This is a genomic window from Mycobacterium sp. (assembly GCF_035697385.1).
In the GTDB taxonomy this organism is placed as follows: Bacteria; Actinomycetota; Actinomycetes; order Mycobacteriales; family Mycobacteriaceae; genus Mycobacterium.
Window position 1 is genome coordinate 1 of sequence record NZ_DASSCY010000173.1, and the last position, 17,410, is coordinate 17,410.

General features: G+C 66.2%; 21 protein-coding genes. 11 read left to right on the top strand and 10 right to left on the bottom strand.

The window, feature by feature from the left end; translation table 11 throughout:
* The first annotated feature begins 160 nt into the window (after positions 1–160).
* Positions 161–907: a peroxide stress protein YaaA gene (yaaA, locus tag VFH65_RS14065; protein WP_353322298.1), complete on the top strand. Its 747-nt coding sequence runs from the start codon at positions 161–163 to the stop codon at positions 905–907.
* Between the two features lie 746 nt (positions 908–1,653).
* Here the strand turns inward: yaaA and VFH65_RS14070 are convergent.
* A complete protein-coding gene (locus tag VFH65_RS14070) occupies positions 1,654–2,145 on the bottom strand; it encodes a hypothetical protein (protein ID WP_353322299.1) in 492 nt (163 codons plus the stop codon).
* A gap of 239 nt (positions 2,146–2,384) precedes the next feature.
* Here VFH65_RS14070 and VFH65_RS14075 point away from each other — a divergent pair, with 239 nt between their 5' ends.
* The gene (locus tag VFH65_RS14075) at positions 2,385–3,245 is read left to right on the top strand and encodes an oxygenase MpaB family protein (protein WP_353322300.1); all 861 of its coding nucleotides are present in this window, start codon (positions 2,385–2,387) and stop codon (positions 3,243–3,245) included.
* 4 nt (positions 3,246–3,249) lie between these two features.
* Here the strand turns inward: VFH65_RS14075 and VFH65_RS14080 are convergent, their stop codons facing one another.
* Positions 3,250–4,881 (bottom strand): fatty acid--CoA ligase, encoded by a 1,632-nt coding sequence (locus VFH65_RS14080; RefSeq protein WP_353322301.1) that lies wholly within the window; start codon positions 4,879–4,881, stop codon positions 3,250–3,252.
* Positions 4,882–4,975: 94 nt separating this feature from the next.
* Here VFH65_RS14080 and VFH65_RS14085 point away from each other — a divergent pair, with 94 nt between their 5' ends.
* Both VFH65_RS14085 and VFH65_RS14090 read left to right on the top strand, forming a co-directional pair.
* The gene (locus VFH65_RS14085) at positions 4,976–5,335 is read left to right on the top strand and encodes a hypothetical protein (RefSeq protein ID WP_353322302.1); all 360 of its coding nucleotides are present in this window, start codon (positions 4,976–4,978) and stop codon (positions 5,333–5,335) included.
* 53 nt (positions 5,336–5,388) lie between these two features.
* Positions 5,389–5,628, top strand: coding sequence for a hypothetical protein (locus tag VFH65_RS14090; protein ID WP_353322303.1), 240 nt, complete (start codon positions 5,389–5,391; stop codon positions 5,626–5,628).
* 6 nt (positions 5,629–5,634) lie between these two features.
* On the opposite strand, the gene VFH65_RS14095 is transcribed toward VFH65_RS14090, so the two are convergent.
* From VFH65_RS14095 to VFH65_RS14105, 3 genes are read right to left on the bottom strand one after another with little or no spacing between them, the layout of a single operon-like run.
* On the bottom strand, positions 5,635–5,922 hold the full coding sequence (locus VFH65_RS14095) for a DUF1905 domain-containing protein (protein ID WP_353322304.1): 288 nt from the start codon (positions 5,920–5,922) through the stop codon (positions 5,635–5,637).
* Positions 5,923–5,924: 2 nt separating this feature from the next.
* On the bottom strand, positions 5,925–7,031 hold the full coding sequence (locus tag VFH65_RS14100; RefSeq protein ID WP_353322305.1) for a flavin-containing monooxygenase: 1,107 nt from the start codon (positions 7,029–7,031) through the stop codon (positions 5,925–5,927).
* Positions 7,021–7,413 carry a hypothetical protein gene (locus VFH65_RS14105; protein WP_353322306.1) on the bottom strand — a complete coding sequence of 131 codons (393 nt, stop codon included), beginning with the start codon at positions 7,411–7,413 and terminating at the stop codon, positions 7,021–7,023. The genes VFH65_RS14100 and VFH65_RS14105 overlap by 11 nt, the downstream gene beginning before the upstream one ends.
* Before the next feature lie 46 nt (positions 7,414–7,459).
* On the opposite strand from VFH65_RS14105, the gene VFH65_RS14110 reads away from it, so the two are divergent.
* Entirely contained in the window at positions 7,460–7,885 is a 426-nt protein-coding gene (locus tag VFH65_RS14110) for a MerR family transcriptional regulator (RefSeq protein WP_353322307.1), read from the top strand.
* 97 nt (positions 7,886–7,982) lie between these two features.
* Here the strand turns inward: VFH65_RS14110 and VFH65_RS14115 are convergent, their stop codons facing one another.
* Complete coding sequence (locus VFH65_RS14115; RefSeq protein ID WP_353322308.1) at positions 7,983–8,477, bottom strand: pyridoxamine 5'-phosphate oxidase family protein; 495 nt, start codon at positions 8,475–8,477, stop codon at positions 7,983–7,985.
* Between the two features lie 70 nt (positions 8,478–8,547).
* Between VFH65_RS14115 and VFH65_RS14120 the strand changes: the two genes are divergently transcribed.
* From VFH65_RS14120 to VFH65_RS14130, 3 genes are read left to right on the top strand one after another with little or no spacing between them, the layout of a single operon-like run.
* On the top strand, positions 8,548–9,999 hold the full coding sequence (locus VFH65_RS14120; protein ID WP_353322309.1) for an amidase: 1,452 nt from the start codon (positions 8,548–8,550) through the stop codon (positions 9,997–9,999).
* Between the two features lie 9 nt (positions 10,000–10,008).
* Positions 10,009–10,857, top strand: a complete 849-nt coding sequence (locus VFH65_RS14125; RefSeq protein ID WP_353322341.1) for a hypothetical protein — start codon at positions 10,009–10,011, stop codon at positions 10,855–10,857.
* Between the two features lie 40 nt (positions 10,858–10,897).
* Complete coding sequence (locus VFH65_RS14130) at positions 10,898–11,812, top strand: alpha/beta fold hydrolase (protein ID WP_353322310.1); 915 nt, start codon at positions 10,898–10,900, stop codon at positions 11,810–11,812.
* Between the two features lie 16 nt (positions 11,813–11,828).
* Here the strand turns inward: VFH65_RS14130 and VFH65_RS14135 are convergent, their stop codons facing one another.
* Positions 11,829–13,037 (bottom strand): enhanced intracellular survival protein Eis, encoded by a 1,209-nt coding sequence (locus tag VFH65_RS14135; RefSeq protein ID WP_353322342.1) that lies wholly within the window; start codon positions 13,035–13,037, stop codon positions 11,829–11,831.
* A gap of 95 nt (positions 13,038–13,132) precedes the next feature.
* Here VFH65_RS14135 and VFH65_RS14140 point away from each other — a divergent pair, with 95 nt between their 5' ends.
* Entirely contained in the window at positions 13,133–13,507 is a 375-nt protein-coding gene (locus tag VFH65_RS14140; protein WP_353322311.1) for an amino acid-binding protein, read from the top strand.
* 3 nt (positions 13,508–13,510) lie between these two features.
* Here the strand turns inward: VFH65_RS14140 and VFH65_RS14145 are convergent, their stop codons facing one another.
* Positions 13,511–13,735, bottom strand: coding sequence for a hypothetical protein (locus VFH65_RS14145; RefSeq protein WP_353322312.1), 225 nt, complete (start codon positions 13,733–13,735; stop codon positions 13,511–13,513).
* Positions 13,736–13,775: 40 nt separating this feature from the next.
* Here VFH65_RS14145 and VFH65_RS14150 point away from each other — a divergent pair, with 40 nt between their 5' ends.
* The gene (locus VFH65_RS14150) at positions 13,776–14,273 is read left to right on the top strand and encodes a macro domain-containing protein (protein WP_353322313.1); all 498 of its coding nucleotides are present in this window, start codon (positions 13,776–13,778) and stop codon (positions 14,271–14,273) included.
* Complete coding sequence (locus tag VFH65_RS14155; RefSeq protein ID WP_353322314.1) at positions 14,266–15,372, top strand: carboxylate-amine ligase; 1,107 nt, start codon at positions 14,266–14,268, stop codon at positions 15,370–15,372. The genes VFH65_RS14150 and VFH65_RS14155 overlap by 8 nt, the downstream gene beginning before the upstream one ends.
* Here the strand turns inward: VFH65_RS14155 and VFH65_RS14160 are convergent.
* Both VFH65_RS14160 and VFH65_RS14165 read right to left on the bottom strand, forming a co-directional pair.
* Positions 15,356–16,081 carry a 2OG-Fe dioxygenase family protein gene (locus VFH65_RS14160; protein WP_353322315.1) on the bottom strand — a complete coding sequence of 242 codons (726 nt, stop codon included), beginning with the start codon at positions 16,079–16,081 and terminating at the stop codon, positions 15,356–15,358. The two genes, VFH65_RS14155 and VFH65_RS14160, sit on opposite strands and share 17 nt — an antisense overlap.
* A 30-nt stretch (positions 16,082–16,111) precedes the next feature.
* Positions 16,112–17,383, bottom strand: a complete 1,272-nt coding sequence (locus tag VFH65_RS14165) for a competence/damage-inducible protein A (RefSeq protein WP_353322316.1) — start codon at positions 17,381–17,383, stop codon at positions 16,112–16,114.
* Between the last annotated feature and the right edge of the window lie 27 nt (positions 17,384–17,410).

A 17,410-nucleotide genomic window follows, 5' to 3' on the forward strand; every position in this document is an offset into this window, starting at 1 on the left:
CTCCGCCGCCTCCGCCGGTGGATCCGTTGGCTCCGCCCCCTCCGCCGGTGGATCCGTTGGCTCCGCCGCCTCCGCCGGTGGATCCGTTGGCTCCGCCGCCACCGCCGATCGGGGTACCTGCCTGACGTTCACCAGTCGGGCGCTCAGTTAGCGTCCTGGTGTGATCGTCCTCTTGCCGCCGTCGGAGACCAAGCGAGTCGGGGGTGATGGCCCGCCGCTGCGCCTGGAAAGACTCAGCTCACCCGAGCTCGGCCCGTTGCGTGCCGCACTCATCGATGAACTCACCGAGTTGGCCGCCGACCGCCCCGCATGTCGGCGCGCTCTGGGCATCTCCGCGGCGCAGGACACCGAAATAGAGCGCAACGCCGCGCTTCGCAGCGCGCCGACGCTCCCGGCGATCAACCGCTACACCGGAGTGTTGTATGACGCGCTCGACGTCGAATCCGTGCGCGGCGCCGCAGCCGGCCGCGCGAGGGCCCGGCTTGCTGTCGGCTCGGCGCTGTTCGGGCTACTTCGCGCCGAAGATCCAGTGCCTGCCTACCGGCTTTCGGCGACATCGAAACTGCCGGGACGGCCAACGTTGGCTGCGCGATGGCGGCCGCTGCTCGAGCCGGCGCTTGCCCGGATGGCGGACAGCGAGTTGGTGGTCGATCTGAGGTCGGGTTCCTACGCGGCGCTGGGGAGGGTGCCCAATGCGGTCCATGTGGAGGTCCTCGCCGAACACTCCGACGGCAGCCGCTCAGTCGTCAGCCATTTCAACAAGGCACACAAGGGTCGACTTGCTCGCGTGCTGGCGACGACGAGATCCGAACCCGACGACACTGCCGCCGTGGCAACGATCGCTCGACGCGCCGGCCTGCGCGTGGAACGCAAAGGCAACAAACTGACCGTTGTCGTGCCCGCCTGAGGGTGATCGCCCACGCCGTGTGGTCACCTGACAGTCGTCCGAATTGCGGTCGTGCAGAATAGGAACACGTTCCAAACAACAAGTGCATGACGCCCAATGACGGGAGCTACCTTGGTAATCCAAGCGACTTCGTCACGACAAGGCTCTACCCGGGGCCGACATCGCAAACAGTCGTCACGTCGCTGGATCTCCAACAGCAAGCGAACAGTACTCGGCATGTTTGCGGCACTACTGGCGACTTTCGGCCTATTCATCGGCCTTGCAGTGAAGTCGATGCAGGAAGCTCCTGAGCCTATGGCGGGTCCCCAGCCACCGCCCTCCCATGGCCCTGCCGCAGCCGAGCCGGTCGCGCCCAGCGAACCTGACAAAGCCGAAACGACCAGCCGGCCCGGGGGCCTATTCGCCACGGACGACAAGGGATTCGTCAACTCGACCGCCCGGTGTGACGGGACGAAGAGGGCCGCCGCCATCGGCCGAACCGAACGGTCCGTTGTGGTGATATGCGCCGGCGACGACGGCCGATATGAATATCTCGGGGTCCGATTGAGCGACGACGCGGTAATGAGAGCTTTGGCCGAAACCACGCCGAGCCATGGGTTCGTAGCGCACAACGCCAGCGTCACCTATGCCGTTTCTGCGACTGAACTTCTTGTTACGGAAGGTGATTCGGTGATCAAGCAAGAGCCCATGATCGAATTCCACGGCTCGCAAGCCGCGGATCCCGCTTTTCGATAGCGCAGCCGTTGCTAGACGTCTGCGACAAAGTCGGTCGTGTAGAACTCGGCAGGCGTCTGCTTGAAGGCGTCCGGGCGGCTGATGAAGAGCCACACGCCCGTCGCGCCCGGCTCGATGTTGCCGCGAACGGTTGTGGCTGCCGCGCCCGCCGCGTCGGTGACGAGCGCGCCGACGTCCACGCCTGGATCTCCTCGGCCGCACGGGTTCGACGATGGGCGGGGCATCTGGATCAGCCTGACGTCGTAATGGGTGAACGGAATCGCCGTCGCAATAGTGATGTCCGCGACCACTTCGTTCGATCCCGTCGTCCGGACAACCGCGAATGGCCTCGCATATCCAGATGGGTAGGTGAAGGTGTTCGTACTGAAGTCGCACCGCCGGTACATCTGGGCGAACGACATCAGTGTGTCGGCACCCGCCGTGCCGGTGCCGACCGTCAGTGCGGCCGGGGTTGCCACGACGATGGCCGCCGCGGTGGTCAGAAAGCGTGTCAGCTGGCGCATCGTGTCACGACCTATCTGTTTGCTCTCGCGACGGGTCCTACCCGCATTATGAGTTCACGGGCCCCCAGAAGATGCACAACGGCAGCATTACTTGCGCGTCAAATATCGCGGCAGATCCCGTGGAACCAGAAGTCCGGGTGCGGTCCGGCATACTGCGGCGAGGATGTTCACCACCGGCATCGCGGTTATTAGCTGACCGATGTTTGGTGGGGCTGACAGCTGGCCGTACCGTTGAAGGCATGACGGTGTTGCCAGACCTGGGCGCCGTGCGCGAGCACCTCGGGCGCAGCTTGTTCGGCATGGTTGCCGGACCAGAAGGCCCTTCGAACCGTGCCCGCATCCACGACACTCCCGGGCCACGATGGTTCGGCGACGATCGGCCGATTCGCAGGGTGCACGGAGATGCCTCGATGTTCGTCGGCGGGTTGCGAGCCCTGCTGTTGCAATCGCTGCATCCGTTGGCCATGGCCGGCGTCGCGGAGCACTCGGACTATCGCGGCGATCCATGGGGCCGGCTGCAGCGAACCAGCACCTTCCTTGCTGTGACAACCTTCGGTCCAGCCACCGATGCGCAGCGCGCCGTCGACAAGGTCCGCGGAATTCATCAGCGTGTGCGCGGCGTCGCGTCCGACGGCAGGCACTATCACGCAGCGGATCCCCACCTCCTCGAATGGGTGCATATCGCCGAGGTGGACAGCTTCCTGCTGGCCCATCGGCTCTACGGCGCTTCCCCACTCGATCAGAGCGACCGCGACGGATATGTGGCCGACACCGCCCGCGTGGCCACGGCGCTCGGCGTGCCCGACCCACCGCGCACCGAGCAGGAACTCGCTGAACGCATCGAAAGATTCCGGCCCGAGTTGACCGGCACGCCCGCCGCGCGTGAGGCCGCCCGGTTTCTGCTTCTGACTCCCCCGCTGCCGATCGCGGTGCGCGCGCCGTACGGCTTGCTGGCGGCGACGTCGGTCGCCATGCTGCCTGCATGGGCGCGAATGCCCTTGCTACTGCCCTACTTTCCGCCCGTGGAGGCCACCGTCATCCGGGTGGCAGGCCGCGCGCTCGTCGGTGGCATTCGCTGGGCCATGACGGCCGACCGCTGAGGCGTCAGTCCCGGCACTCGATGACGTCGTAGGCGTCGTCGGCGTAGCGAGAGCGGATGAGTTTCTTGTCGAACTTTCCGACGCTCGTCTTCGGCACTTCGTCGATGAACGTCCACCGCTCTGGCAACCAGAAACGAGCAACCTTGTCACACAGGTGCTTTCGCAGTTCTTCAGGTGTGGTGGAAGTGTCGTTCTTGACCACGACGGCCGCCAGCGGTCGCTCCTGCCAGCGGTCGTCGGGCACAGCCACCACGGCCGCCTCGAGCACGGCCGGGTGGTCCATGATGCACAGTTCCAATTCGACCGATGAGATCCATTCACCGCCGGACTTGATGACGTCTTTTGCGCGGTCGGTGAGCGTGATGAACCCCTGCGGGTCGATGCGGCCGACGTCGCCGGTGCGCAGCCAGCCCGCGTCGAACTTCGACGGGTCGGCGTTCTGATAGTACGACCCGGTGATCCACGGGCCACGAATCTCGATCTCTCCCACGGCCTTACCGTCACTGGATAAAACGTTGCCGTCGTCGTCGACCAGACGAACCTCCACGCCGCACAGCACCCTGCCCGCCGTGCTGCGCAGCATCCAGTGCTCCTCTTCGTTCACATCCGGCAGCGGTGTCGCCAGCGCGGCCAGCGGTGAGGTCTCCGTCATACCCCAACCCTGACGGATGTGAACGCCGTAGCGCTGTTCGAACTCCTTCATCATCCCCAGCGGGACAGCCGAACCGCCGCACGGAACAAGCCGCAACGATGAGATGTCTCGGCCCGGGTTGGCGTGCAGATACTGCAGCACATCGTTCCAAATCGTCGGAACGGCAGCGGCGATAGTGGGACGCTGCTGTTCGATCATCTCCACCAGTCGCGGGGCCTGCAGAAAGCGGTCCGGCATCAGCATGTCGGCACCGGCCATCATCGCCGCATAAGGCATACCCCAGGCATTGGCGTGGAACATCGGCACGATCGGCAGCACGCGGTCACCGTCGGCGAGGCCAACGGCGTTGGCGGCACACACCGCCATGGAGTGCAGATAGCTCGAGCGGTGGCTGTAGACGACACCCTTCGGGTTTCCTGTCGTGCCGCTGGTGTAACACATTGCGGCCGCACTCTTCTCGTCGAGGTCCGGCCAGTCGAACTCGATCGGCTGCCCGTCGAGCAAGTCGTCGTAGCGGATCACCGTCTTGCCGGAGTCGGTGAGCGGATCCAGATCTCCCGGCCCGACGGCCACCACGGTGTGCACCGAGTTCAGCTGCGGAAGCACGGCCGCAAGCAGCGGCGCCAGCGACATGTCCACCAGCACAACGCGGTCCTCTGCCTGGTTGGCGATGAACGCGATCTGTTCGCCGGCCAGTCGAATGTTCAACGTGTGCAGCACCGCTCCCATGCACGGCGCAGCGAAGTAGGCCTCCAGGTGTTCCTGGTTGTTCCACATGAATGTGGCGACCCGTTGTCCAACGTCCACGCCGAGTTGGCGCAACCCATGGGCCAGCCGAGCGACCCGCGCACCGAGCTCGCCGAAGCTGATTTCGCGGTAGCCATCGGGTGTCGCCGTCACTACCTTGCGTTCGGACTTCCAGCTGACACCGTGCCGCAGTATCCCGGTGATGGTCAGCGGGAAGTCTTGCATCGTGCTGTGCATCTTCACCCCCAGAGTGGCTGGGGCCCATATTCGTCGTTCCAGCAGCCGATCGGCGGTAAACCGCGAAAGAGGCAGTTGGCGCTAGCATCCACTCGTGGTCCACCCCAGCTATCGACCGCCCAAACCGCCGGTGTCCGGTGCCGACCTTGCCATTTCAATCACCGCACTAATCATCACCGTGCTGCTCGGCGCGGTGGCTGCGGTGTTCGGGCTGTTTTCGCTTGCCTTCCTGGACCATTGCCCGCCGGAGAGCTGCAGTGTGGATGGAGCGGTTACCGCGGTCGGGACGGCGTTGCTCATCGCGTTCGCCGTCGGAGTGGTGGGTTTGGTGGCGACGGTGATCCAGCTTTTTCGGCGCAAACGGGGATGGCCCTTCGCCGTGGCGACCCTTGTGCTCTGCACACTTGCGGTGTTCCTGGGCGGCGTGGGCTACGCGATGGCCGTCGGCGCATAGCGCTCGGTTTGAAACCGGCCCTCGGCCGAGCGTCTTGGCCTACCGTTGCAAGCGTGGAGACACACCATTCGAAAGCTCCCGAGCTGGTGCCGGTCGAGGCACTTCGATCGGGGGACACGATCACAGACGTCAATGGTGGCGGTCAGCATTACATCGTTCTGGAGTCCAAGGTCCTCGGTGAGGGCTGCGTGGTTCTGGAGCTGGAGTCCAAGGCCAATGATCAGATTCGGGTGATCGAGGCGTCGTTCCCAAGCGGCTATGAAATGGGCAGGTCACCGCGTCGCATTTTGTGATGCGCCTCAGCCGACCCGTTCCTCCAGCTGCACGGTCACGTCCTCGCCGGCGTCCTTGCCGATGAGACGACGCAGGTCGGTCTTCACAGGCAGTTTGTGAGTGCCGTCGCCAAGGGCCATGAACGAACTTTGAAACGGGTGCCCGTCGATCGTGCCGCGGACCTTGACCAACCCGCGGGTACCGAAGTAGGCCGCCGAGTCGGGCATCACCACGTAGGTCCATCCGCCCTTGGCGTCGCTCTTCTGCAGCGTCGCCGTGAACTGTCCGTCCAGCGGCTGGGGGTACTTGGTCATGATCAGTCCTTCCGTGTCGTTCCATGCCTCTGTACCTGAGACGACTGAGCAACACCCGAATCGACCTCTTTCGCAATTGCCTTGGCGATGTGCCGTGCGTCAGGGCCGACACCGCCCACCAACGACGATGCCATCCGGAACAGGAACGGCAGCCCGACGACATACAGCCCCGGGTGATCCACGACAGCGCCCCGGTGATGGACAGGTAGCCGGTCGTGCGGGAATTGCGGCAGTGCTATCAACGAGTAGTCGGGCCGATACCCCGTGCACCAGATGACGTTCGCGATGTGGAGGACTCGCCCGTCGGCGAGCTGCGGCCGCCCGTTCACCTGCCCCGCCACGCGCGGTGCGCGGACCACTCCGGCTTCGATCAGATCCGATGGGCGCACGCGCACCAGTGGAGTGCCCTTGCCCGCGTTGACACTGCCCGCGAACCGGCGGCCAAGACGGGTGTCGGCCGTCAGAAAATGGTTCATCACCCGATATGCCGGTCCCCCAAGGGAAATCGGCAGCCGGCCGGTGTCGTGCCCGGCGAGCACGACCTCGTGTGTCGGCGCCACGTCCAGCGCTATCTCCGCACCCGAGTTGCCGGCACCGACGATGAGCACCGCGCCGTCGCGCAATTGCTCCGGATTGCGGTAATCGACAGAGTGCAACGCCCGGATGCCAGGATCCAGCTGGGTGGCGACATCGGGTAGCCGAGGACGTATCGCCGGCCCGCTGGCGACCACCACGGTGTCGGCCAGCAAGACCTGGCTATCCGACGAGAGCACGAAGCGGTCGTCGGCATCGCGACCGAGGTGGTCGACGCGCCAGCCCAGCCGCACCGGAAGCTCAAATCGGGCGGCGTATGACCGCAGATAAGCGGCCATCTCATCTTTCGACGGCAGATGTCGGCGAGGGCTGGGAAATCTCATGCCGGGCAGGTTGGTGAAGTGCGCCGGACTGAACAGCCGCAGTGAGTCCCAACGGGCCTCCCACGACTGGCCGATGCGCTCGCCGGCGTCGAGGATGACGAACTCGGCGTGGCGCCGGGCGAGGTAGTAGCCCACGGCCAACCCTGCTTGGCCGCCGCCGATGACGACGGTGTCGAACCGCTCAGTGCTCATTGCGTACTCCTTTCTGTGGGCTCCGGGACCGAATCCGCGCGCACAGCCGTCGGCGAACCGACCAAACGTGCACCGACGCCAGTCCCACGACGAGGTAACTGATTCCGCCGTGCCAGAGGTACTCCGGCGGTATCCCGGCCCAGCGCAATAGTCCGGTCGCGGCCATCGCGGTCGCGGCAACCAGAAACGCGCCATATGTGAAGCGGCGTCGGGCCCGCCCGCAACGCCTCGGCACGCGCCGGCGCGTCAACAGGTGAATCCCGATCACCGCGATCAGCGCCAGTCCTGTGAGCACGTGGGCCCAAGACACGGGGACGGTCAACCATGCCGCGATCAGCAGAGCCAGGACCGGTACGTCAGTCGTGAAAGCCGGCGAGGCCATGACCGCACTCTGGCGGTTCAAGCCAACTTGAAGTCAAGATGGTCACATGGACCTCATCCCGATCGGAGAGGCCGCGGCCCGGCTCGGTCTCAACACCTCCGCCCTGCGCTACTACGACGAGCGGGGCCTGGTCCCGGTGCAGAACCGCCAGGCAGGCCAGCGGCTCTACGGCCGCGAGGAATTACGGCGACTGGCGTTCATCAAGATCGCCCATCGTCTTGGCATACCGCTGGAGACGGCCGCCGCCGTCCTCGACGCGCCAGACGAACAATGGCGCGAGACCGTCCGCGACCAAATCGCCGCGTTGGATGACCTGATCAAGCAGGCGCAGGCGGCGCAAACCTTCCTGAGCCACGCAGTGAACTGTCGACATACTCATCCGACGCGCGACTGCCCGGTCATGACGGCCGCTCTCGACGAGATTGTCGACGGCGCGACGTCTATGGAACAACTTCAAGAAAAGTATGGCTGAGCCGCCGAAGTTGGTGTGGGACAACCTCCTTGCTTGGCGGGTGCATCGAGTCGTTCATGGGCACCGAGCTGTCGCTGCGGATCACGCAGCAGTGAAACTATGGACCCTTGCGGACGACGCGCTCCGGTTCACCGGGCCGCCAGATCGTGATCTCCAAATGGTCGCCGCCCGACTCGATCGAGGACGCTCCCACCAGTTCGGCCGCATAGAGGTGGTCGAACCCCTGGCCGCGAAGGTCCATCCCTGACTTCTCGAACAGTGCGGTGGCGAACCGCTGATGAGTGTCCTTGTCGGTGATGTCGGTGACCGTTCCCCATAGCTTCACGTCGCCGTCGGTGACATAGGTGTCCACCGTGGCGGTGTGTAGGCAAAAACGTGGATCGCGTTCGAGGTCACGGAACTTCAGCGTGCCCGGCATGCCCACGATCAACAACTGGTCCTCGAAGATCTGCGGCTCGATCGGGCTGATCCGCGGAAAGCCGTCCGACCGGATTGTCGCGAGCATGCATAAGTTTCCTGTCGCCTCGTACCGACGGTCGAAGATGGCAGCGATGCGCGGGGCGGATTCGGTGAACGATTTCCAGGTCGACATGTTCGCGACGCTACGACAGCTCGGTCACCCGAGTTGCCGGACATCCGAAGGCGCTGAAGGATCCGTCTCAATGAACTCGAATCTGGCGGTTGAACTGGCAAGCCTCGACGCGATCGGGCAGGCCGAATTGGTCGCCTCGGGCGAGCTGTCGGCAACAGAACTTCTCGATGCGGCGATCACACGGGTCGAGGCGGCCCGCTATCTGAACGCGGTGATTACCGACCTGTTCGACAGGGGACGGCAGCATGCGGCGGCGCTCGACTCCTCCGGAGCATTGCGCACCGGGAAGGCAGGTCCTCTCGCCGGGGTTCCGTTCCTGCTCAAGGATCTCGGCGCGTCGCTGGCAGGCGCACCCGAGGCGATGGGCTCGCGCGCCCTGCGCACGCATGTCGCCGCCGAGTCGGCCTGGATCGTCGAGCGCTACCTCGACGCGAACCTGGTGATCTTCGGCAAGACGAACACCCCCGAATGGGGTAACCACTGCACCACCGAACCGTCGCTGTTCGGGCCGACCGTCAATCCCTGGTCGCCGTCGATCACTCCTGGCGGGTCCAGCGGCGGATCCGCGGCCGCGGTAGCGGCGGGCGTCGTCCCTGCGGCGTCCGGCGGGGACGGCACCGGCTCGATCCGCGTCCCGGCGTCCTGTTGCGGGCTGGTGGGACTCAAGCCGCGCCGCGGGCGTACGTCGTTCGCGCCGGGCGCAGGCCATGGGCTCGAAGGTCTGGTCAACGAGCATGCGCTCACGCGGACCGTCCGCGACAGTGCGGCCCTGCTCGATGCGGTCGCTGGCACCGCCCCTGGCGATCCGTATACCGCGCCGACATCGAAAGTGACGTTCCTGCAGGCCATTACGCAACCTGTGTCGCCTCAGCGGATCCTGATCGCCACCGCCTCACCATTTCCAGGGCCCACCACCGACCCCGACGTCGTCGCCGCTGTTGAGCGCACCGGCAGCCTGCTCGAGGGCCTGGGCCACGTCGTCGAGCCTGGCGCCCCGACCATCGACGCGGACGCCGTCGCGCGGGCGATCGCCGTGCTGCACACCGTCAGCAATGCGCAGCTTCACGCCCTCGCGACCCAACATCTCGGACGCGAACCCCGCGAGGACGAGTTCGAGCCGAGCACCTGGGTGATGATCCGCGAGGGCTTCACCACCAGCGGTGTCGCGTACGCAGAGGCGATCGCAGCCGTTCACGCCCAGACGCGCCGCTTCGTCTCGGGCATGGGTGAGCACGATGTACTGCTGGTGCCCACGCTGCTGACGCCCCCACCGCCGTATGCGCATCTGGACCAGCCCCGCGGCACCACCCGAGCGTTTTTCGACGTCGAGTTCGCCACCACGGGTTGGACGTCGCTGGCGAATGTCACTGGCTGGGCGGCGATCTCGCTTCCGCTCGGCGTCACCTCCGATGGCCTGCCGATCGGCGTCCAGCTCATGGCGCCTGACGAGACGATACTGCTGTCGCTCGCCGCCCAGCTGGAATCGGCTGCTCCGTGGTTACAGCGACGGCCTGCTATGTAATGTCGCCACATAGTGCGAGACATTCGTGAGCTGACCGATTCGCCGGACGCCTACGCCGCGGAGCTACGCAGGCGGTGGGGCGGGCTCTTGAGCTACCGCTACATCGGCCGCAGCTACGCGTCGATGGATCTCGGCCCAGAGGACAACACCGTCACACTGCGACGCGACATGCGTAACCCGGCAGGTGGGCTGCTGCTCGCCGTCCTTGGCATCGCCTCGCCGGAAGGCGGCCACATGTCTGATCTCGAGGCGGTGCCCAACCCGGTCATCCACTCGTGCCAGATCCTCGACCCCGGCCTCGATGTCCGCCGCATCGAGATGGTGTCGGAGGAGTTGAAACGCGGTCGGCAGATGGGCTACAGCCGCTCGAAAATCGTCGATGCCGACAACCCGACCCGGGTCCTGGCTTTGACCCAGGGCCAGGGCATCAGCATCGGCACGCCGCCGCAGGGGCTCGAGCGGATGGAAGCCAACCCGCTCGAGGTGGCCGACTCCCCCGATCTGCCGCCGCTGTGGCAGGTCTTCGGCGGGCACCGCAGACCCGACGGGCATTGGGGGCTGCCGGAATTGGCGATCGAGGTTGCCTCACCTGATGCCGCCCTGCATATCGGGCCCCAGTTCGTCATCCTCGAAACAGCGGCAGCCGAGAATGCCGCCGCAATCGCGGGCACCGCCCGTCTTCACGGTGTGTCATCGCATGTCATGTTCGTTGCCCGCGGCAAGGCCGGTCCATTCCGGGTCGAAGCCGAGCCGCTCGTCGGCGCCGACGGAACCGTCGCCGTCCGCACCGTCATGTACGACGAGGGTGCCGGCGATCGCGTGACCACCGTGGGGTCATACCTGTTCCGTTCCGCGTAGACGTCACGGAGCCGCTCGAGCTGCATGCGACACTCTGGGCATGGCTGTCTCGATTGCACGTCCCAAGCTCGAAGGCAACATCGCCGTCGGCGATGACCGGCAGATCGGGTTCGCCGAATTCGGAGACCCGCAGGGACGCGCGGTTTTCTGGCTGCACGGCACCCCTGGGGCCCGCAGGCAGATCCCGATGGAAGCACGCGTCTACGCCGAACAACAGAAGATCCGCCTGATCGGAATCGACCGGCCGGGCATTGGCTCGTCGACGCCGTACCAGTACGACACCGTCTTCGCGTTCGCCGACGACCTGCGCACCATTGCCGACACACTGGGCATCGACAAGATGGAGGTGATCGGCCTGTCGGGCGGCGGCCCGTACGCGCTCGCGTGCGCTGCGGCGATGCCCGACCGCGTGGTGGCCGCCGGTGTGCTCGGTGGTGTCGCGCCGGCACAGGGCGCCGACGCCATCGGCGGAGGGGTGATGGCGCTGGGTTCGGTTGTCGCGCCGCTGCTTCAGGTGGCGGGCTACCCCATCAGGTTGGCGGCCGTCAGCTTGGTCCGTCTCATTCGGCCCCTCGCCGAGCCGGTGCTCTACGCGTACGCACGCATCTCGCCAGAGGCCGACCGCCGGCTGCTGGTCCGGCCCGAGTTCAGGGCGATGTTCCTCGACGACCTGCTCAACGGCAGCCGCAAGCAACTCGCCGCTCCGTTCGCGGACATCGTCGTGTTCGCGCGCGATTGGGGCTTTCGCCTCGACGAGGTGAAGGTTCCGGTGCGCTGGTGGCACGGCGACCGCGACCACATCGTTCCCTTCGAACATGGGCAACATGTGGTGTCCCGGTTGCCCGACGCCGAGTTGTATCACCTGCCGGGCGAGAGCCACCTCGCCGGTCTCGGGCGAGCCGAGGAGATTCTCGGCACGATGATCGAGCTGTGGGATCGCTGCGGGGACAATTGATCCCAACGAACTTGTGCTAGAAGCCGTAACCGAGCTGGGCGGGCACATCGCTGTGAAACGCTGCGTCAAGGCGCTGCACCAGACGAGAGTCTGTAGTCCGCAACCGCTTTGCTATCGCAAACGCCGACGCTCGGTGTGCGCCCAGGTACAGGCTGCCCAACACGTCGAGATCCATGGACAGATCGGCCGGCGCGTTCGTCGGCGCACAACGGGCACGACCGTCGTGGATCTCGACCGCGAATCGTCCTCCGTCGCTGCGGAATCCGTCGGAAACCTCGAGCACGGTCGATAGCTCTGCCTGGTAACTGCGTGCCTCTAGGGCGGCCGGGATGTCCATGATGCGCAGCCAGGCGTCGTCTTCATGATGGGTGATACGGGCCAACCGAGAATCCGTCAGTAGGTACGGCAGCGGATCGGCGGGGTGTGTGCCGAAGACGACCTTCTCCATCAGGTCGAGGCCGAGCAGTGCCCGGCATAGCGCGATGTAAGCGTCGGTGGTCACCGCGGTGAACTCGCCAACTCGCGCAATCATCGGGTCGTCCCCGAATACCCGGTACAACGCGTACCCATCTGGGTGCAGCATGGCGAACCACGCGGTTCCGCCGCGACGGTGGTTTTCATGGTCGGCCAGTACGTCTTCCCACAGGGCCTGAGGACGCAGCAGTCCGCCTGGTGTGCGTTGCCGCCACCGTTCGTATATCGCTGAGAATTCGTCGCGATGCTCGGCCGGCTTGACCAGCCGGACGCCGCCGGGGTTGGGGACATCCCGGTGAAACTGCGCGAATCGACGGTCGACGGTCAACTCCACCTCGGTGGTCGCCGGGCCGTACCCGAAGCGACCATAGATGCCGCCTTCGCTGGCGGTCAGTGCTGCGATCGGATACCGGGCATCGGCGATACGGCGGTGTAGCTCGGTGTACATCGCGCGCAATATCCCCCGTCGGCGGTGCGTCGGCGCGACGCCCACCAAGGTGACGCCCGCGACCGGAACGACCGCGCCGCCGGGCACCGTCAACCGCAGGTCCAGATAATGGGCCATGCCCACGATGTCGTCGCCGTCGCACGCCACCACGGTGCTGTCGGTGCCCATCAGCGTCCGCCATGCGGCTATCGAATCCTCATGCTGGAAGCCGCCGAAACTGGTGGCGGCCAACAACGACATCGCCGGCCAATCCGAGTCGGTGGCGGACCGAAGTTCCAGGGAGGTCGATGCGGCGGGGTCGATCACAGAACCCGACGGTGCCACATTGGCATGCCAGAGCGCATTCGATTTTCGCCGCCACCCGATAGCGTGGAGTGGGCACGAAAGGAGCGCTCGCCATGGCGACCGATCTGACGCTCTACCTCGACGACCAGCCCGGTGAGTTGGCCCGGGTCGGCGACGTGCTCGGTAAGGCGGGCGCCAATATCGTCGGCCTGTGTGCGGTCACCAGCGGCGGCGGGCGAGCCGAAGTTCACATTCTGGTCGACGACCCGACGCCCGCTTTCGAAGCGCTCGAGGCGGCGGCGATCACGATCGCGGCCGAAGAAGAGGTGATGGTTCTCGAGATCGAGGACCGGCCCGGATCGCTCGGCGAGGTGGCCCGCAAGCTCGGGGACGCGAAGGTCAACGTGACCACCGCCTACCTGGCGACCAATACCCGTTTGGTGCTCGCCGCCGACAACCTCGCTGCGGCGAAGTCCGCGCTCAGCTGATCGTTATCGCTTCAGCCAGCCTTTGACCGTGGACAGGTCCCTCGAATAAGCCATCATCACGTCGTCGTGGTACAGCGCGCCCCCGCTGATCGCGCTGTTGCCCTGCCACACGACGTGGACGCGAACGGGAGGCCGCGTGTAATAGTCGGCGCGGTCAGAGTCCCGTCGGTCCCATCCGGCCTGCACGGCGAATTCTGATAACGCCTCCCGCTCGTCGGTTTCAGTCATCGTCTTCCTTCTGTATGGCTTGGCGAGAGACGATACAGCGGTGGTCGAGGTAGAGGTTGTTCAGGCCGACGTGACCAAACTCGAGGTCGACGCGATCGCGAACGCAGCCAATACTCAGCTCAAGCACGGCGGCGGGGTGGCCGCCGCGATCGCCCGCGCCGGCGGTCCGCAGGTGCGACGGGAGTCGGACGAGAAAGCCCCGATCGGCCTCGGTGAGGCGGTCGAGACCACGGCAGGAGATATGCCGGCGCGCTATGTCATCCATGCCGCGACGATGGAGCTCGGCGGGCCGACATCCGCGGAGATCATTGAACGGAGCACACGGGCCACGCTGGCGAAGGCCGACGACCTCGGCTGCCGCTCGCTGGCGCTGGTGGCGTTCGGCACCGGCGTCGGGGGCTTCCCGCTGGAGGATGCCGCTCGCCTGATGGTCGGCGCGGTCCGTGACCACTCAGCCGGTTCGCTGCAACGCGTGGTGTTCGCCGTGCACGGCGACGAGGCAGAACAGGCGTTTCGTGCGGCCGTCGAACGTGACTAGATCAACCGCCCCGACGGTGGGTGTCGAAGAGGAGTACTTCGTCGTCGATCCCGTGACCAGGACTCCGCGGCCTGCCGGGCAGCAGGTGGTCGCGCGGGCCGCCGCTGAGCTGGGCGACTTGATCTCCGGTGAATTCACCCGCTACCAGGTCGAGATCAAGACACCGCCGTGCGTCGACTCCGATCAATTGCGCGCAGAACTGGTGCGGCTGCGGGCGTCCGCGTGTGCCGCCGCGGAGGCGGAAGGCTTACGCATCTGTGCGTCCGGCACTCCCGTCCTCACCGATGGCTGGCCACCTCCGGTCGGTGATCATCCGCGATACCGCGCGGGGGTCGAGCAGTACCGCGCGATGATCGACGACTTCGCGGTCTGCTCGCTGCACATGCACGTCCATCTGCCCGAGCGCGGGCTGGCCGTCCTCGTGAGCAACCATCTGCGGCCATGGTTGCCGCTGCTGCTGACCATGAGCGCCAATTCGCCGTTCCACCAAGGCAAAGACACCGGATACGCCGACTGGCGGGCGATGATTCGAAGCCGGTTCCCTTGCCTCGGTCCCCCTCCCTACGCCGAATCCCTTCAGCACCACGAGGAACTCGCCGCGGCGATGGCGCAATCCGGCGCGATGCTGAAGGCGGACCTGCCGTTCTGGGACATCCGGCCGAACCCTCGTTCGCCGACGGTGGAGATTCGCGCCGCCGATGTGGTGGCCGACGTCGACGACGCCGTCGCGCTGACTGTGCTCGTGAGAGCGCTCGTGACGACGGCAAGGGAAAGAGCGCTGGCGGGTGACCCCGGGCCCCGCCCGTCCTCCGAGGTGTTGCGGGCGGCGTACTGGCGCGCTGCCCGCGATGGCTGGTCGGGCTGCGGTGTCGACGCGCTCTCGGGGCAGCTGCTGCCTGCTACTGTGCAGGCATCGCGGCTGGTCGACCACGTCGGATCTGCGCTGGAACACCACGGCGACGGCGAGATCGTGCGGGGCTTCGTGCGCCGGCTCGAGGCTCGCGGCACCGGCGCGGAGCTGCAGCGGGCATCCGCGGCGCGGCATGGGGCGTTGTCGGGCGTCGTCGACGACCTCATCGCGCTTACGGCGCGAAGGTGATGACGAGGACATCGCGCTGTGCGGGCTGGGCGGGGTCGAGCGGCCGGATCGGCGAGACGCCGTGCAGGGTGCGACGGTCGTCGCCCAGCAGCAGTGTGCCTGGCTCGGACAGTGTCGTCGTGAGGACGTGCCTGCCGTCGTTGTCGGACACCGAACTTTCGCCGCCGGTGGCGTTGTGCCTACGGATCAGCAGCGAGGTGACCAGCGTGACGCCGTCGCGGTGCATGCCCTCGGGCGTCGGTTGCCCTGCGTCGTCGCCCGATGCGAGAACTCGGAACGGGGTGACCTTCGCGCTCCACTCCGCGACATCATCGAGCGCATTGGTCAGCTGGCCCAGAAGCCGCAGAATGCCATGCAGCAGTGGGTCTTTCGTGAATGCATCGGTCAGCGGGTCGAAGTAGCGGTCCGTCGCGACGTAAAGCGGGTTGGAGTCCTGCGGCTGCACGAACGCGCGGTGCGGCATCGGCCTGGCAACACCATCGGCCGGCGTGTACACGAAGTGGCCGTATCGGCGCAGCCGCCTGGTACCAAGTTCGGCGGCGTAGTTGTCCGGCGCCAGCTCATCCCAGTGTGAGGAGAAGCGTGCCCACTCGTCGTCGTGGACGCCGAGGCACATGTTGAGCTCCGCGGGCGGCATCAGCCACGCGCCCACCGATGTGAGCCGGTCCTTGGCGATCTCGACCGGATCGAGGTCTGTTGTGGCCGCCATGGCGACCTGAGTACCTGCTAGTCGAGGTGGTTAAACGCGGTCGCCTAAAAGCGCGCGTCGCAGCAGGTGCATCGCGACGGTTGTCGACCGCTCGCGGATGTCGGTGCGGTTGCCCGGCAGCCGCATCGTGCGGGTGTCGGCGGGACCGCCGGCGAGCTTCACGCTGAAACAGACCGTGCCGACCGGCTTTTCGTCGGTGCCACCGCCAGGCCCTGCGACGCCGGTGATTGCGACTGCGGTGTCCGCACCGAACTGGCTGAGCGCGCCATCGGCCATCGCTTCGGCCACCGGCTCGGACACCGCGCCGTGCGTCTCGATGAGTGCGGAGTCGACGCCGAGCACGTCGGTCTTCGCCTCGTTGGCGTAGGCCACCACGCCGCCCGCAACGTAGGCCGACGAACCGGCAAGCTCGGTGAGCCGCGCGGCGAGCATGCCCGCTGTGCACGACTCCGCGGTCGCGATCCGTCGTCCGGCGAGTAGCCCCGCGACCAGATCGTCCACGCTCGCACCATCTTCGGAGAAGATCTCGCGCCGGTGCCGGTCCCGCAGCAGTGTCATCAGATCGGCGTAGATGTCGGCCGCATCCGGCTCGTAGCGCGTCACCATCTCGATTTCTCCGCGCCGCAGGCACGTGGTGATCTCGAGGCGTTCGAATCCCTCGACTTGCTTCTCGGCGTCGCGCAGGGTGTCGGCCAGGCCGGACTCGGGTAGACCGAACATCCGGACCATCTGCTGGCGGTATGTCGTTCGGCCGGCGATCGCCTCCTGCACGGCGCTGGTCGCCACGGCGATCGGCCACATCGGCTGCAGTTCGCGCGGAGGCCCCGGCAACACGATGACTGCTGGCTTTCCTGGGACGACGACTCCTGGCGCGGTTCCGACAGGGTCGATCACATGCGCCCCCGCCGGAATCAGGGCCTGCTTACGGTTGGAAGCCTGCACAGCCTCGAGATCGACATTGTCGTAGCGCGCCGTCAAGCGCTTGATGATGTCGCCGATCGTGGCTTCGAGGGTCGCGTCGAGTACGAGTTCGCGACCGCAGAAGCGAGCGACCGTCGCAACCGTCATGTCGTCGGCCGTCGGCCCCAACCCACCGCTGGTGACTATCAGGTCCACACCCTCGTCGGCGAGGAACCGCAGTTGGGCCTCGATGTCCTGTGGGCGGTCCCCGCAGATCGTGATGTGTGCCAGTTCAACGCCCAGCTCGAGAAGCCGGTCGGCGATCCACGGGCCGTTGCGGTCTTGCACGCGTCCGGTGAGGACTTCGGTTCCAGTGACCACGATTCCCGCGCGTGCGCCCACGGGATACGAGCCTACACACGGCGGTAG

Excerpts from the sequence above, each read along its gene's own strand:
- VFH65_RS14130 (WP_353322310.1), top strand. The coding sequence starts at position 10,898 with ATGGCTGTCTCGATTGCACGTCCCAAGCTCGAAGGCAACATCGCCGTC.
- VFH65_RS14075 (WP_353322300.1), top strand. The coding sequence starts at position 2,385 with ATGACGGTGTTGCCAGACCTGGGCGCCGTGCGCGAGCACCTCGGGCGC.
- VFH65_RS14095 (WP_353322304.1), bottom strand. The coding sequence starts at position 5,922 with ATGACCAAGTACCCCCAGCCGCTGGACGGACAGTTCACGGCGACGCTG.
- VFH65_RS14070 (WP_353322299.1), bottom strand. The coding sequence starts at position 2,145 with ATGCGCCAGCTGACACGCTTTCTGACCACCGCGGCGGCCATCGTCGTG.
- VFH65_RS14110 (WP_353322307.1), top strand. The coding sequence starts at position 7,460 with ATGGACCTCATCCCGATCGGAGAGGCCGCGGCCCGGCTCGGTCTCAAC.
- VFH65_RS14120 (WP_353322309.1), top strand. The coding sequence starts at position 8,548 with ATGAACTCGAATCTGGCGGTTGAACTGGCAAGCCTCGACGCGATCGGG.
- VFH65_RS14145 (WP_353322312.1), bottom strand. The coding sequence starts at position 13,735 with ATGACTGAAACCGACGAGCGGGAGGCGTTATCAGAATTCGCCGTGCAG.
- VFH65_RS14080 (WP_353322301.1), bottom strand. The coding sequence starts at position 4,881 with ATGCACAGCACGATGCAAGACTTCCCGCTGACCATCACCGGGATACTG.
- VFH65_RS14105 (WP_353322306.1), bottom strand. The coding sequence starts at position 7,413 with ATGGCCTCGCCGGCTTTCACGACTGACGTACCGGTCCTGGCTCTGCTG.
- VFH65_RS14115 (WP_353322308.1), bottom strand. The coding sequence starts at position 8,477 with ATGTCGACCTGGAAATCGTTCACCGAATCCGCCCCGCGCATCGCTGCC.
- VFH65_RS14160 (WP_353322315.1), bottom strand. The coding sequence starts at position 16,081 with ATGGCGGCCACAACAGACCTCGATCCGGTCGAGATCGCCAAGGACCGG.
- VFH65_RS14140 (WP_353322311.1), top strand. The coding sequence starts at position 13,133 with ATGGCGACCGATCTGACGCTCTACCTCGACGACCAGCCCGGTGAGTTG.
- VFH65_RS14100 (WP_353322305.1), bottom strand. The coding sequence starts at position 7,031 with ATGAGCACTGAGCGGTTCGACACCGTCGTCATCGGCGGCGGCCAAGCA.